The organism is Candidatus Melainabacteria bacterium (assembly GCA_003963305.1).
GTDB lineage: Bacteria > Cyanobacteriota > Vampirovibrionia > Obscuribacterales > Obscuribacteraceae > PALSA-1081.
On the sequence record RXJR01000009.1, the window covers coordinates 333081 to 346794 of the forward strand.

Here is a 13714-nt window from a genome sequence, read left to right on the forward strand (position 1 = left end):
TTAATTGGCTACTTTTTGACTTCGCCGAAAATCGTCACATGATAGCTGTTGACCGAAAATTCAGGTGCCAGGTCAAGTTTCAGGGCTGAAACTTTGTGAGCGTCTATGTCGTACACCTGTCCGGTTTTCACATCTACAAAGTGATGGTGATCGGAAACGTTCGCGTCATACCGAACCCTACCGGGGTCAGTGATGACTTCCTTGATTACTCCGGCCTCGACCAGGGCGTTCAGTGTGTTGTAAACAGTTGCTCTGGAAAGCGATACAGGCAGTTTTGTTGATACAGCCTGGAATACTTCGTCGGCAGTCGGGTGGCAATCAGTGCCAACAAGATACTCAGCAATCACAGCTCGTTGAGCGGTTGGCTTGACGCCATGAGTAGTTAATAGCTCTTCTATGTGACTGGTCATATCCGGTTGGACTCCTTCTGTACTTAGAATAAGTCTAAGTTGCGACTTTGTCAACAGTGGATCGCGAAATTCAATACTTTCCTTATTTTAGCTGGTATGTGGGGCGTTCATGTAGTGCGAAGATTCAATATATTGATTCTGCCGCTTCAACTGCGATAGTCTGTGACTCCCGTGGAGCGAATGGCTGCTTGTTGGTCCCAGCTATTTCGGGCAGTACAGTTTCGGAGGTTGCATGTCACTACAGACTATTAAACAAGCGATTGCGGACAAGAAAATGACTTGCCCCGAGTGCAAGAAGCCCATCAAAGAGTTTGAGAAGTTTGTTGAGATGACTGCTTCAGTCTGGGATGGTGCCGGAGACTCCGGGCTCGAAACGAAAGGTTCCAAAGTCACTTTGATCTGCGGCAACAAGCCTTGCGCATGGAAAGAGCGCACCGAATTCTGGGAGAGTTTTATCGAAGAGTAGAGGTGGCGTTATTCCGCTTTGGTTTTCGATTCTTCAACGGCTTCAACGTAGCGAATCTTCTTTTCTTCAGCAGGTCGACTCTCGGCAGCAGCAGCTGCTGCGCTGGGTCCGGGATTTGATGAAACCGCCTTCTCTGCAATTTCGCGAGATTTTTCAGGCTCGGAGAGCGGCACTGTTTCTCTCGCTGCCAGAGCGTGAGATGCGGTTTGTTCGGTTTCAGCTGTAACTTTCGGTGCGTATTTCGCCTCTATTGCGTGAGCGCGTTTCAGATAGTTTGCAGCCTCTTGAGAGTTGCCGTTCATCTGATAAAGTTCTGCCAGACTTCGCAGTGCATCAGCTACTTGAGGGTTTTCAGGTCCGTAGAGCTTTTCGCGCGCGGCCAGAGATTTTTTCAAAAGTGGCTCAGCCAGCGTTGATTGACCCTGAAGTTTGTAGACCTCACCCAGTTTGCTGAGGTTGTGCATGTAGTCCTGATCGCCTTCAGGAGCAGAAGCTTTGTTTTGAATTGCTTGTTGATACTCAGCTTGAATGGCTGTCAGCTTTGTTTCCCGCGCCGCCAGACTTTCGAGAGCATCTGAAAGAGCCTTCGTCGCGATGCCGCGTTCATGCGCGTTGCCGTTCTCAACCATTGATTGCAGAGCTGAGACAGTGCCTGTGCTGGCGAAAATGTTGGCAAACTTGCCGGCTAGTTCCGGATTGGTCAGCTGAGACATGGCTAAAATAGCTGCTTTCTTGCTCTGCTCACTGCCCATCAAGTGGGGAATGAATTTTTCGATGGTCTGAATTTCTTGCAATCGCAGCTGCTGTTGGTTGAAGGCGTACGTGAAGTAGCCTCCCATCAAGAATATCAACATGCCTGAGATGATCGGCGCTACAGCGGCGATCTTGTCCCAGTTGTCTTTTACTATCGGTCTTGCAGCGTTGTTATCGCTGCTTGTGGTCGCAACAGAGGCTGTTTTGGTTGGTAAAGGTTGCTGCTCTTTAATTGAAAGATTTCGATCGTCGATTATCAGTTTCGCTGGTTTGTTTTTTTCTGAATCAGGTCGACTGTTGTTCTCAGCAATTTTAGTTACCGTTTCTACGCCCATTACAATGTTACCTCTGTGAAAGTGGCTTGCGCTCTATGTCGGGGCACTCGTCACCACAAAAGTATAAAACGCTGCTGACATCAGTGCAAACAAAAATTTCGATCTATCGATCGCTGATCTTTGCTATCGCAGGCTGCGTTTGCCGATTCGTAAGTATGTAAATGTGTGAAGTGATTGCATCGTTCAGACCGTGTAAACTTTGCGATCTGTTCGGTTAACTGAATCTTTTTGGAGGCTTATCTATGCGGGCGATTGTGATTGCTAGGGGTGGCGCGGACGTGCTTGAATGCGCCGACGTAGAGAAGCCGGTTGCCCAGAGAGGCGAAGTACTCGTCAGGGTACACGCCACTGCCGTTAACCGTGCCGACATCGTCCAGCGTGAAGGGCGGTATCCTGCACCGGCAGGAGTGCCGGCCAACATCCCTGGTCTGGAGTATGCCGGACAGGTGGAGGATGTCGGAGATGCCGTGACTGATCTCAAAGTCGGAGACAGGGTCTTCGGGCTTGTTGGCGGCGGCGCATATGCTGAATATCTGGTCGTGCATGCTCGCGCCACGAGCAAAATACCAGCGCATCTGTCATATGAAGAAGCAGCCGCATATCCTGAGGCTTTTATCACCGCATATGATGCCATGGTGTCGCAATGTCGCCTGAGTGCCGGGGAGACTGTGTTGATTAGTGCCGCCGCCAGTGGTGTCGGCACGGCTGCCGTTCAAATTGCCAATGCCATCGGCGCACGTCCGATTGGCACTACAAGAAGTGCAGTAAAAGCCAAGCGTCTCAGAGAATTAGGTTTGGAAGAGGTGATAGTAAGCGCCGATTCCAATTTTGCAGACGATGTTCTGAAAGCGACAAAGGGTGCTGGTGTGGATGTAGCGCTGGAGCTGGTCGGTGGCGACTACATCTCTCAAAATCTCAAGTGTGTGGCGTCTCGTGGTCGAATCGTGCTGGTAGGTCTGGTGGGCGGGGTTTCCTGTCAGTTGAATCTGGGGCTGTTACTGAGCAAGCGCATTGAGCTGCGTGGTACTTCATTGCGCGCTCGTCCTCTCGAAGAGAAGATTGCGGTAGCTCAAACGTTCAGTCGTTCTCTAGTTCCATTGATTGAAGAAGGCAAGCTGAAAGGCGTGATCGATAAAACGTTCCCGCTCGAAGATGCGGCGGCAGCGCACAAATTTCTCGAGAGCAATGAAAGTTTTGGGAAAGCAGTCTTGAAAGTCTAGACAGGAAAATTTGGGTCGAACTTATGCAGCTTCTGGGCAAGGCGTTCATAGTAAGATTGCAGCCACTTCCCTGCCAGTGACTGTTCTTCGCCACTTATGTCTGCGCTTTGTGTATTGCTGTCCTGGGCCAGCTTGAATCGTTTGGCGCGCTCCTGATTCTTGCTGGAACGCAAATTTTGCAGGTCAGCCAGTTGTGGATAACGCTGCTGGAGCTGTTCAAGACTGGCGTCTATCGCAAAGTCCGGCGAGTGCTCTTCGCTCATTAGTTTATGTCCAAGGGGTAGATGCAGACTAATTTAAAGGGTTTTCAAGGGTTTGTCACTACGGCAAATACGCAAAATTTTCCAATAATCGATACCGGAAGTGGTGGCGACAGATTCGTGCCCTTTCGAGTTCGAAATCCTCAAATCGCGCACGACGCTCAGGTTTGATTGTAGTCGGCACGTCGTGAGTATTTAGTGACAAACTGGGTGAGCGGCCGCTTTTTGTCGATTTTCAGGGGTCGGTAGGGTCCTTGTATATCTGGTGGACATGCCGGAGTGCTGGGCTGAGAACCCACAAGCTTAGAAATCAGAGCTTGGAAATCAGAGCTTAGAACCGCTTATAACTACCGCGTTTAAATGATTCCAGCCTTGAGCAAATCTTTCAAATGAATCAAACCAGTCGGTCGTTCTTTCTCATCTAGAATGAGCAGGTCTGAAATAGCGTGCTTTTCCATGACTCGCAATGCTTCGACTGCCAGTGACCTGGTCGAGATTGTTTTCGGATTTTTGGTCATAATCTGTTCTGCAGTTTTTTCAAATGCAGCGGCAGCGTGATTGACTAAGGCCCGACGTAAATCACCGTCGGTGATGATGCCTTGTAGTTTGCCGTCGTCATCACATACCGAAGTGAAGCCCAGTCGACGTTTGTCAATTTCCTGAAGCACGTTTGTATAGCCGGAAGATATATGCACAGTTGGAACTTCCTGCTCCGGACGCATGATGTCGGCTACCGTAATGAGTTGCTGCCCAAGACTTCCGCCGGGATGGCTGCGAGCAAAGTCTTCGGCTCTAAAACCTTTTTGCGACATCAGCACCATAGCTAGTGCGTCTCCCATCGCCAGAGCTGCAGTCGTGGAAGAGGTGGGTGCCAGATTGAGTGGGCAAGCTTCTCGAGCCACACCAACATCTAGAATTGCATTACTGTGTTTCGCCAGGGTGGAGTTTTTGTTGCCGGTCAGAGCAATGATGGGAATACCGAGACGTTTAATTGGGTCCAGAGCCAGTTTGATTTCGCTAGTTTCACCGGAGCCAGACAGGGCAACGACGATATCTTTCTCGTCGAGCATGCCGAAATCACCGTGCCGCAACTCGGCAGGATGAACAAAAAATGCCGGAGTGCCAGTTGATGCGAAAGTGGCGGCAAGTTTCGTAGCTATATGCCCAGACTTGCCCATGCCGGTAACAACGACCTTGCCCGCGCAGGCGCTGAGGAGCTTAACGGCCAGGTCGAACTGTTCGTCGAGTCTCTGGGCTACCGCTGCAATCGCCAGTGCTTCCATCTCGAGCACAGCTTTGCCCTGGGCTCTTAAGGCCGATTCTGTCGGCGCGTGGCTGGGTTCGAAATTGACCGCTGGCGTTGGAATTTCCTGTGCTGACTCTTTAGAATTAGGCATCCTGGTCTCTTTGATTCTTGACAAGCCGTCTTGTCGAACATGGGCATTCTAGCTTTTATGGCTCATCGTTTTCTTGACAAATATTCAGGTTGGGCGGAGGTGCCGGTACCTGAGCAAAATAATGGGGTATGAAGCCAGTAGCAGTGAACCTTTTCAGTGTCCAAGATAAATAAAGGAATTTGAATAACTCTGATGGCTGTCATTTTTTCGCGTGGCGACAAGCTAGAAAACGGTCACTACACGGTAGTCAAAGAGCTCGGCGTGGGCGGCATGGGTGTTGTCTACCATTGCCGAGACGAGCAACTGATGAGGGATGTGGCTATCAAAATGCTGCTGCCCGAGTTGATGACCGATAAGTCAAACGTTGAAATTTTCAGACAGGAAGCCAGGCTTGCCGCGCAATTAGAACATCCCAATATCGTTACGGTGTACGAAATTGGTGTAGAGGAGCGGCAAAAGAAGCAACACCATTACGTGTCAATGGAATATTTGCCGGGCGGAAACCTCGCCAATCGTGTCGTGAGTGGACCTCTAGCTGTCGAGCACTGTCTCAACTGGATGAAGCAATTGGCTTCGGGGCTTACTTTCGCCCATAAGCGCGGGGTGATTCACCAGGACATCAAAGCTGACAACATTTTCATAACCACCGAAGGTGATTTGAAGATTGGAGATTTCGGTCTGGCCAGACTTCTTGTTGGTCGGGTTCACTACAACTCGGCCACCAAAGGCATGGGCACTCCTGCCTACATGTCACCTGAACTGTGCAGGGGAGAGCCTCAGGATCACCGGTCGGATATTTATTCACTGGGAGTTCTTTTCTTCGAAATGGCCACCGGGCAGTTGCCGTTTCGTGCGGGCGGAATGATCGAGATGGCAACTAAACATTCGTCTGCGCCGATTCCTTCCGCTAAGCGGATCAATCCGCTTATCCCCGACATCTTAGACAAAGTAATCCGTCGCATGATGGCTAAAACGCCTGAAGAACGCTATTCAAACATGTCGGAAGTTTTGACCATTCTTGATGACTTGATTTTTGAATTGCGTGTCGCCAGGTTAGGGCTGGGCAATCGACCTTTGTTGCGTTCAGGACCGGTGCAAGTCGACCCCCTGTTGCAGCAGCAGTTTATTCAGGCTAAAAGCGCTGAAGTCGAGACAAGTGCCAGTTTGAGCCCGGTCACTGCTCTGGATGGCACGTGGGCGCGCTCGCCTGGCGACGTGGCTCGGTCAGAGTCTCAAAATTTGAGACTGCCTGAGGTGGCAGAAGTGCGCACCGGTCAGTCGAATCTACCCAGATCCGAGTCGGAAGAGTTGATGGCTCAACTGGAAAGCAGCGTTGCCGAGCAGGCGCGACTTGAAAAATTGACCGGCAAGCCGCATACGGAGCCGGTTCGTCAGCCTCGTAAACAGACAGATTTTGTTGTATCGCAGCGAATATCTAAGCAGCCGAACAGCTCCAACATCTCTGCTGCACCCATAGATCAGCGCCGTGTCGACCAGCCGGGAACGAATGCGCCTGTGGTCAATGCTGCGAAGGAGTCGACTTCAGCCAGCAAGAACACGCATGGACAGCCTGATTTTAATCAACCGTCAGGAAAAACTCCTCTCGCTGCTCCCAGGAGCGGGGCACCTCCTGTAACACCATCGCAGGCGGCGCCAGTTTCTGCTGGAGCACCACCGACGATACCGTCGGTGACGCAGCCGCGTATTTCCTCGTCTGGGCTCAAGGCTGTACCGGCTGGATCATTGCGAGCACCGATCGACCAGATCTGGACCTTTAAAACTCGCGGTCCAATTGGCTGGTCTTCGTCTCCGGTCATCGATAAAGACAATAGGATTATTTATTGTGCTTCCTCTGACTGTCATGTATATGCGCTCGACGCCAATTCTGGAGAACTAATCTGGAAGTACGATAGCGGCGGTCCAATTTTGTCGAGCCCGGTGATTAGCGGAGACAGGATATCTGTCTTTAACGCCACCGGTAAAGTTGTCACTTTGTCAGCAAAAACTGGCGCTAAGGCCTGGAGTTTCTCTTGTGAGGATGAGTTGCTCACCACGGCTGTAAGTTACAAAGATTGTTTGATTGTGCCAACAGCCAAGGGTCGTCTCGTATGTCTGGATCAAGCCAGTGGCATTATTCGTTGGCAGCAGCAAATGAATGAGCCGATAGTTTCAGCTCCACAACGCCACGCCGATCTTTTGCTTTTTGGCACCAAGAGTGGTTACTTCCACGCAGTTTCTGCCGACAATGGCAAAAGCATCTGGACGTTTGAGACTGCGTCGGCAATTGTCGCCAGTCCTGCTGCTTCAGTTGACAGTGTCTATTTCGGAACCTCTAACGGAGTCTTTTATGCGCTTGAGGCAGACAACGGCAATTTGATCTGGGAGTATCCAACCGATAAGCCGGTTGTCTCGCGCGCTGTGATTGCTTTTACTTCGGTGATTTTTGCCAGCCACGATAAATGGCTATACTGCTGCGAGAAGTATGACGGCAGCTTGAAGTGGAAGGGTGCGGTGCGCGGCAAGGTGATAGCCAATCTCATTGTCTACAAAGACCTTGTTCTCAGCGCCAGTCATGAAGGATGGCTGCAAGCATTCTCTTCTAAGACTGGAGAAATAAAATGGCAGAAAGATACCGAGCGCTGCCTTGAATCTGCACCGCTTGTGGTGAATGACAAGCTCTATATGGGCTCTGTTGAAGGTGAACTGGCTGCCTACTCTTTTCATGACGTTTGATTCTTGCGAGAACCTTGTATTTAACCAGCTAATTGATGGGCGTCTCGTATAATTAGCGGTTCGATTTATTACTAACAAGGAAGAATCATGACAAGAATCGTTGCTGGGCTCGTATCGCTTGTGACGGCCCTGGTTTGTTGCTCCGCGGCACTAGCTGTTGACTATCCTAAAAAGGCATTTGACGCCTCTTATGACCTGACCGCCCCGACCGGGAACAACACGATGCGCATGTGTTCTGATGGCAAGGGGCGCATGAGAACTGAGACCGTTACCCCAGGCGCCAGAGTCGTTACCATCTCTGATTATCCGAACCTTGTCTCCATTACTATTCTTGACGCTCAGAAAATGGCCATCAAGAGCAAACTAACAGCCGACAGTTATCAGGGGTCCGAGAGTGCCGATATGAAAAAGAAGGGCGCCAAGGACATCGGTAATAAAGTGGTAGCTGGACATCCATGCCACGGCTGGGAATATAACCAACCTGCAACCAAAACCGTCACTCAAGTCTGGATAGGTAATGACATCGATTGGTTGGTGCAATCAAATACTCAACTTCCAAACGGCAAAAGTGTAATGACACTGAAGACTTTTGCAGCGAAAGCTCCGGATGCGTCTTTGTTTTCGATGACGGTGCCGGCCGGCTATAAAGTGAACGGACCTTAGGTTCCCTCCGCCCGTCCCACTTTTGTCGGTGTCAGTCTATCTAGGCGCTGAATAGCTTCAGGGGAAGATATGGGAAACTTCTACTCAAACATAACTCTCAGTACTGGTGAACGGGATAAAGTCATCAACTTTCTGATAGAGCAGAAACGGCATACGTTCGTCTATCCCATCGATGACTTTATCTGCGTTTTTCCAAAACACGACTCAGTCCTATTCGAATTGGCTGAACAGTTATCGGCGCTTCTAAAGTGTCCTGCTTTCGCAGTCATGATTCATGACGATGACTTGCTCATTTACAAGCTGTTTGATTCGGGCAAACTGCTTGATCAGTACAATTCCTGCCCTGGTTATTTTTCGGGCGTTGATCAACCAAGCTCGGGCGGAGACCCTGAAAAGCTCTGCCTGGTTTATTCTGCACCTGATGAGGTGGAAGCTCTAGAAGAGATCTTGCGGAAGAATTATACTTTCGAATCCAATCGTCATGATGCAATTATTGCAAAACTGAACTTGCCATATTGCACCGTAGGTAGTGGCTTCGGGTATCTGGAGAGAGATGAGACTCCAGACGATCTTGTCGTTGCCGATCTGATCGAAACTGCACCAAATGATCAAGCCGGTGACACTGATCCTGAATCCGGCAGTAGCTCGTCGAAGGGTCGAGGTTTCGTCGACCTGGACGAGGGATCTCATTTGACCAAAAATGCTGTGGCAAGCATGCTTAATGATCCCGAACTGCTCCAGCGTGCCTGGGCCAAAGCAAAAGCTGGTGCTGATGATTATGTGAAAGCAATGATGGAAACCGAGGTGAAGGGATCTTCGGGTGGTGGTGCCGTTGTTATTACCAGTAAAGGTAACTTGCAATTTACCGGCGTCAAACTCTCTCCTGAAGCAATTAACGCTGAAGATGTCGGTATGCTGGAAGACCTGGTGCTGTGTGCGCTCAACGATGTAGCTCAGCAAACGCGAGTAAAGATGGAAGCAACTAAGAAGAGTGTTTTGAACCAGCAATTGGGTCAGCTCGGGCTCTGATAACCATGCAGCAATTGACATGACTAATTTCTCCAATGAAAATCCGTTGCCCCGGATGCATCAGCTTCTGCTCAAGATCAGACGTGAACTTGATGCTATCAAGGTTGAGGGGGTGTCCGGAGACGGGGCGGTTCGCATAGTCTTAAGCGGCGGCACCAGATTTGAATCAGTAAAGATCGATCCGTCGCTAGTTTCCGAGGCAAACAAAGAGCAACTCGAGCAACTTCTGCTCGAGGCAACTCAAGATGCGGTTAAACAGGTGCTTCTTGAAGTAAAACTGAAGACTGATGCTTTGCGGCAAGAATTCGGATTTCAGTGAGCGTGATACTTGATGTGATATCAGGCTCGAATTTGAAAAAACGAAGTCAAGTGTCGTGCTAGGGACTGTTTTTTTGGTTTAATAGACAGTATGGATACAAGCGGTGTGCACACCTGGTTAGTTCTCTGGAAGGCTTATGATGCCTGCCACAGTCAGGCCGAGCGTAGTATCGAAACTTTCGGCATGTGTTACTCTGACTTCGCTGTGATGGAGTGTCTTCTCCATCGCGGTTCGCAAACTATAAACGCAATTGGAACGAAGGTGTCGCTCACCAGTGGTTCGATTACCACAGCTGTTGATCGTCTCGAGCGTCGCGGTTTTGTCGAGCGTTCCAGCTCAGACGAAGATCGTCGAGCCAAGGTGGTGAGTTTGACTGAAGAAGGGACGAGAGTGATACGGGAAGCGTTTGAAAAGCATCAAGTTGATATGGAGCAAATGGCAGCTCCACTCAGCGTTGCTGAGCGTCAGACTCTTCTCAAGCTCCTGAAAAAACTAGGTAAGTCGGCAGCTTCTTCCGACTGACAATTTTTTGATTACAAGAATCAGTTAAAGCGTGAGAATTACTGCTGACTGGTGAACAATGACTTTGATGGCTTGAGGTTAGTTTAAATGGCTAAATCTACTAACAATGGTCGAGGTCGTGCACCATCCCTTCGTGCGGCTCAGACAAGACGGACAGGCACGGTGGGTATCGCGCGCCGGAGAAGAAACTCGAAAGCGGTTACCGATGCTGTTATTGAGCAGACCAGTGCAGACCTGATGTCTGATAATGCAGGTGCTGCAAATGGCAAAGCCAGCTCGCAGAGGAGCTCTGTCAAATCAACGGCTGTCGAAAAGAACGGACGGAACGGTATCAGGGACAACGACGCCGAGATTCAGTCTGAAAAGCCCGAGACGGGAAAAATTGACGCTGATGATCTGGCTCGGGTGAACACCCAGCGTGGTCTGCTCAAATTGTTGAAATCCAAGAACATTAAACTCAAGTCTGTTCTCAATGAGATGAATTATGAAGAAGAGCTGGTGCTCTTACAGATTGAGTTAGTCAAATTGCAGCGGTGGGCACAGAAGAACGGCAAGCGCATTGCAATTTTGTTTGAGGGTAGAGATGCTGCCGGAAAAGGCGGTGCTATTCGCAGATTTACCGAGCATCTGAATCCGCGTTCCATGCGGGTTGTAGCACTACCTAAGCCAAGTGAAGTGGAAACGGGGCAATGGTACTTCCAGCGCTACAGTGTGCAACTGCCAAGTGCAGGCGAGATTGTTTTCTTCGACCGCAGCTGGTACAACCGAGCTGTAGTCGAGCCTGTGAACGGATTTTGTACTGAAGAAGAGTACGATCGGTTTATGCAGCAAGTGACTGAATATGAGCACATGCTCTACGAAGACGGCATTACGATTATAAAATTCTGGTTCTCTATAACGCGAGAAGAGCAGATGGCCAGATTTACATCGCGTCGTGTCAATCCGCTCAAGCAATGGAAGCTGAGCCCGATTGATGAGAAAGCGCAGGATCTCTGGCAAAAGTACAGCCATTATAAAGAGCTGATGTTCAGTCGTACGCATACGTCATTCAGCCCCTGGATCATTGTGCAAGCTAACAACAAGAAAAAAGCCAGACTGGAAAGTATTCGCTATGTGTTGAGCACTTTAGATTATTCTGGAAAAGATACTCCCAAAACCCAGCTCTTTCCTGATCCCAACATTGTTCAGCGCTATCATCGAAACAGCGCCAACCAGGATTGAAACCTGGTCAGCAGGTCAGGTGCAATGCACAACTGTGTGTGCATTGTAAGAGAAGGATTGGATCTATTTGAAAGTGAGTGCACCAGTCAGTTGAACGGCGACGAAATATTCGAACGTATGGCTCAGAAGTACGGCGATTGCGGTACTTATTCAGACTCGGGCAAAATCGAAGCAACACGGGGTGTAATGACGTTCAAGACGTATTTTGTACGCCCTAATCTTTTCAGATTCGAATTTAGCCATCAAGCTGAGGAAACTGGACTGTCGGAATTTATCTGGTCCGACGGGAATGAGCTTTTCACTAGCTACAACAATGATTTCAATCATCTTCCCTGTGACAATATTCCCAGATTACTTGATGAAATCGGCACGGCCGCTCAAGAGGCATCATATCTGGTGCCAATGATGTTGATGCCGGATTACGCGGGACCTGCCGCCCTCATCAACGCTTCACCGTACGTTCAAATCGAGCACACTTCCATTGCCGACAGATCGTGTCATCGCATTAAGTCAACCAATCCCGAAGCTTCTTACGTAGCCGATTTATTGATCGACAGCCTTGGCTATAAGCTTCGACGAATGATCATTGAATTCAAATCAGGCGACAAAGCGGAAGTGATCTTTGGAGATGTGAGTTTTGACAGACAAATCTCCGAAGATATCTTCAATCTGAAACATCTCTAGAACAGTTTGTCGAGCAAGATGGCGACAAACATGAGGATGCTGACCACACCGTTTACAGTGAAGAATGCTGCGTTAACGCGAGACAAATCATTCGGTTTGACGATGCTGTGTTCATAAATCAGCATGCCTACGACGATTGCAAAACCAATCCAATAAAATGCACCAAGCTGACAGAGCAGGCCTACGGCAATCAGACTTAAAACCGTCACTACGTGTAGCGCCGAAGAGATAATCAGGGCGTTGGCGATGCCGAATTTAGCTGGAATGCTGTGCAACTTTTCATTGCGATCGATTTCTACATCCTGGCATGCGTAGATAATGTCGAAGCTGCCTACCCAGGTCGCTACAGCCAGCATTAGCAACCAGGCGGCAGGGGCGTCGAGACCACCTCCCGCCGCTACCCAACCGCCCAGGGCAGCGCCACCAATGGCGATACCAAGAACAATGTGGCAGAACCAGGTGAATCTCTTGGTAAAGGAATAGAAGCTCAGCCAGATAACGGCTATGGGCAGCAGTTGCACGCAAAGTGAAGGCAGCCTGGTAGCGGCAATCGCCATGATCGTAAATGAGCCTATAGTAAACAGAACTGCTTGTTTTACTGTAATTCGACCGGCTGGAATAGAGCGATCTTTGGTGCGTGGATTGCGTGCATCTATTTTGGCGTCGATCAATCTGTTCAGCGTCATTGATGCCGCTCGTGCACCGGCGAAAGCAGCTATCGTCCAGAAGACAGTGGCAAGCGAAGGCCAGGCTGCCGACGCGAGAAGCAGTCCAGAAAGGGCGAATGGCAGGGCGAAGACAGTGTGCTCGAGCTTGATCATCTCAGACCATTCGGCGAAGAGCCCGCGAGCAGGCGGGCTGGTTGATTGATTGAGCGGCTCGGTGGCGTTATTCATAAGGTCTGATTTGGGTAGTCAAGTGTTCGTGGCTGTCTGAGATGAAGCCCGGCTGAGCTATTCAGCCCCTGGCTTTTGGCGTTTTAAGCCGGTAACCGATACGAGCGACGTTCTCGATCATTGAGTTTGACTGATCTTCGCCAGTATCGATCACTTTTCTGATTCTTCTGATTGCAGATCTTAACCCTTCAGAAGACGCATCTGAGTCGTAGCTCCATACGCGTGACATTATTGTCGGCACGCTGAAGACCTGGTCGGGATTACGCATGAAAAATTCCAGCAAGGCAAAATCTTTGGGCGCCAGATGTAAATCAACGCCGCCCTTTGTGATTGTATATTTGCCGGGGTCGAGCTCAAGGTCGCCCACGCAAATCTTATTGCTGGCAGCACCACTGGCACGTCGTAACAGCGCTTTCAATCGCGCTTTCAGTTCACGCATTTCAAAAGGTTTGCAGAGGTAGTCGTCTGCGCCCGATTCCATGCCCTCTTCTTTGTTGTCGATATGTGTGCGGCCGGTCAGCATAATGATTGGAGTCGTTTTGCCCCTGGCGCGAAACTCGCGCAAAATATCCACACCTGATCTGCCCGGCAGATCCCAGTCCAAAATAATCACGTCGAAATCTTCAGATTTCAGGAGCTGTGCACCATCATTGCCATTGTCTACAGACTCGACCACATATCTCTCATCACGCAGTGCGTCGACCACTGTTGTTGACAGATCGCTATCGTCTTCGACCAGTAGAACTTTTGCCAATGGTTAATGCGTGAGGGATTGAAGCGCCTATAATTATAACTTCGATCTCAAA

At 49.7% G+C, this 13714-nt stretch carries 15 protein-coding genes; 9 read left to right on the forward strand and 6 right to left on the reverse strand.

Features of this window, described 5'->3' with window-relative positions; genetic code table 11:
* Nucleotides 1-8: 8 nt before the first annotated feature.
* A complete protein-coding gene (locus EKK48_11470) occupies nt 9-410 on the reverse strand; it encodes a transcriptional repressor (GenBank protein ID RTL42600.1) in 402 nt (133 codons plus the stop codon).
* Between the two features lie 232 nt (nt 411-642).
* Here EKK48_11470 and EKK48_11475 point away from each other — a divergent pair, with 232 nt between their 5' ends.
* Nucleotides 643-876 (forward strand): hypothetical protein, encoded by a 234-nt coding sequence (locus EKK48_11475; GenBank protein RTL42601.1) that lies wholly within the window; start codon nt 643-645, stop codon nt 874-876.
* 8 nt (nt 877-884) lie between these two features.
* Here EKK48_11475 and EKK48_11480 read toward each other — a convergent pair whose 3' ends face one another.
* Nucleotides 885-1964 (reverse strand): tetratricopeptide repeat protein, encoded by a 1080-nt coding sequence (locus EKK48_11480; protein ID RTL42602.1) that lies wholly within the window; start codon nt 1962-1964, stop codon nt 885-887.
* A 242-nt stretch (nt 1965-2206) separates the two neighbouring features.
* On the opposite strand from EKK48_11480, the gene EKK48_11485 reads away from it, so the two are divergent.
* On the forward strand, nt 2207-3184 hold the full coding sequence (locus tag EKK48_11485; protein RTL42603.1) for an NAD(P)H-quinone oxidoreductase: 978 nt from the start codon (nt 2207-2209) through the stop codon (nt 3182-3184).
* Here the strand turns inward: EKK48_11485 and EKK48_11490 are convergent.
* Both EKK48_11490 and EKK48_11495 read right to left on the reverse strand, forming a co-directional pair.
* Nucleotides 3181-3447, reverse strand: coding sequence for a hypothetical protein (locus tag EKK48_11490; protein ID RTL42604.1), 267 nt, complete (start codon nt 3445-3447; stop codon nt 3181-3183). The genes EKK48_11485 and EKK48_11490 overlap by 4 nt on opposite strands.
* A 353-nt stretch (nt 3448-3800) precedes the next feature.
* Nucleotides 3801-4841: a KpsF/GutQ family sugar-phosphate isomerase gene (locus EKK48_11495; protein RTL42605.1), complete on the reverse strand. Its 1041-nt coding sequence runs from the start codon at nt 4839-4841 to the stop codon at nt 3801-3803.
* Between the two features lie 192 nt (nt 4842-5033).
* On the opposite strand from EKK48_11495, the gene EKK48_11500 reads away from it, so the two are divergent.
* From EKK48_11500 to EKK48_11530, 7 genes are all read left to right on the forward strand, one after another.
* A complete protein-coding gene (locus EKK48_11500; GenBank protein RTL42606.1) occupies nt 5034-7574 on the forward strand; it encodes a serine/threonine-protein kinase in 2541 nt (846 codons plus the stop codon).
* Nucleotides 7575-7661: 87 nt separating this feature from the next.
* Nucleotides 7662-8237 carry a hypothetical protein gene (locus EKK48_11505; GenBank protein ID RTL42607.1) on the forward strand — a complete coding sequence of 192 codons (576 nt, stop codon included), beginning with the start codon at nt 7662-7664 and terminating at the stop codon, nt 8235-8237.
* 69 nt (nt 8238-8306) lie between these two features.
* Nucleotides 8307-9266: a YbaB/EbfC family DNA-binding protein gene (locus EKK48_11510; GenBank protein RTL42608.1), complete on the forward strand. Its 960-nt coding sequence runs from the start codon at nt 8307-8309 to the stop codon at nt 9264-9266.
* Nucleotides 9267-9285: 19 nt separating this feature from the next.
* Nucleotides 9286-9585 (forward strand): YbaB/EbfC family nucleoid-associated protein, encoded by a 300-nt coding sequence (locus EKK48_11515; GenBank protein RTL42609.1) that lies wholly within the window; start codon nt 9286-9288, stop codon nt 9583-9585.
* Between the two features lie 90 nt (nt 9586-9675).
* Complete coding sequence (locus EKK48_11520; protein ID RTL42610.1) at nt 9676-10107, forward strand: MarR family transcriptional regulator; 432 nt, start codon at nt 9676-9678, stop codon at nt 10105-10107.
* A gap of 237 nt (nt 10108-10344) precedes the next feature.
* Nucleotides 10345-11328, forward strand: a complete 984-nt coding sequence (gene ppk2, locus EKK48_11525) for a polyphosphate kinase 2 (protein RTL42797.1) — start codon at nt 10345-10347, stop codon at nt 11326-11328.
* Nucleotides 11329-11385: 57 nt separating this feature from the next.
* Nucleotides 11386-12012: a hypothetical protein gene (locus EKK48_11530; GenBank protein RTL42611.1), complete on the forward strand. Its 627-nt coding sequence runs from the start codon at nt 11386-11388 to the stop codon at nt 12010-12012.
* Here EKK48_11530 and EKK48_11535 read toward each other — a convergent pair.
* The gene (locus EKK48_11535; protein RTL42798.1) at nt 12009-12833 is read right to left on the reverse strand and encodes a 4-hydroxybenzoate octaprenyltransferase; all 825 of its coding nucleotides are present in this window, start codon (nt 12831-12833) and stop codon (nt 12009-12011) included. The genes EKK48_11530 and EKK48_11535 overlap by 4 nt on opposite strands.
* Before the next feature lie 136 nt (nt 12834-12969).
* Entirely contained in the window at nt 12970-13662 is a 693-nt protein-coding gene (locus EKK48_11540; GenBank protein RTL42612.1) for a response regulator transcription factor, read from the reverse strand.
* Nucleotides 13663-13714 lie beyond the last annotated feature (52 nt).

What these genes read in the sequence shown, in the direction of transcription:
- EKK48_11480 (RTL42602.1), bottom strand. Translation starts at nt 1,964, where the DNA reads ATGGGCGTAGAAACGGTAACTAAAATTGCTGAGAACAACAGTCGACCT.
- ppk2 (RTL42797.1), top strand. Translation starts at nt 10,345, where the DNA reads ATGTCTGATAATGCAGGTGCTGCAAATGGCAAAGCCAGCTCGCAGAGG.
- EKK48_11505 (RTL42607.1), top strand. Translation starts at nt 7,662, where the DNA reads ATGACAAGAATCGTTGCTGGGCTCGTATCGCTTGTGACGGCCCTGGTT.
- EKK48_11490 (RTL42604.1), bottom strand. Translation starts at nt 3,447, where the DNA reads ATGAGCGAAGAGCACTCGCCGGACTTTGCGATAGACGCCAGTCTTGAA.
- EKK48_11515 (RTL42609.1), top strand. Translation starts at nt 9,286, where the DNA reads ATGACTAATTTCTCCAATGAAAATCCGTTGCCCCGGATGCATCAGCTT.
- EKK48_11535 (RTL42798.1), bottom strand. Translation starts at nt 12,833, where the DNA reads ATGATCAAGCTCGAGCACACTGTCTTCGCCCTGCCATTCGCCCTTTCT.
- EKK48_11470 (RTL42600.1), bottom strand. Translation starts at nt 410, where the DNA reads ATGACCAGTCACATAGAAGAGCTATTAACTACTCATGGCGTCAAGCCA.
- EKK48_11510 (RTL42608.1), top strand. Translation starts at nt 8,307, where the DNA reads ATGGGAAACTTCTACTCAAACATAACTCTCAGTACTGGTGAACGGGAT.
- EKK48_11495 (RTL42605.1), bottom strand. Translation starts at nt 4,841, where the DNA reads ATGCCTAATTCTAAAGAGTCAGCACAGGAAATTCCAACGCCAGCGGTC.
- EKK48_11520 (RTL42610.1), top strand. Translation starts at nt 9,676, where the DNA reads ATGGATACAAGCGGTGTGCACACCTGGTTAGTTCTCTGGAAGGCTTAT.
- EKK48_11500 (RTL42606.1), top strand. Translation starts at nt 5,034, where the DNA reads ATGGCTGTCATTTTTTCGCGTGGCGACAAGCTAGAAAACGGTCACTAC.
- EKK48_11475 (RTL42601.1), top strand. Translation starts at nt 643, where the DNA reads ATGTCACTACAGACTATTAAACAAGCGATTGCGGACAAGAAAATGACT.
- EKK48_11485 (RTL42603.1), top strand. Translation starts at nt 2,207, where the DNA reads ATGCGGGCGATTGTGATTGCTAGGGGTGGCGCGGACGTGCTTGAATGC.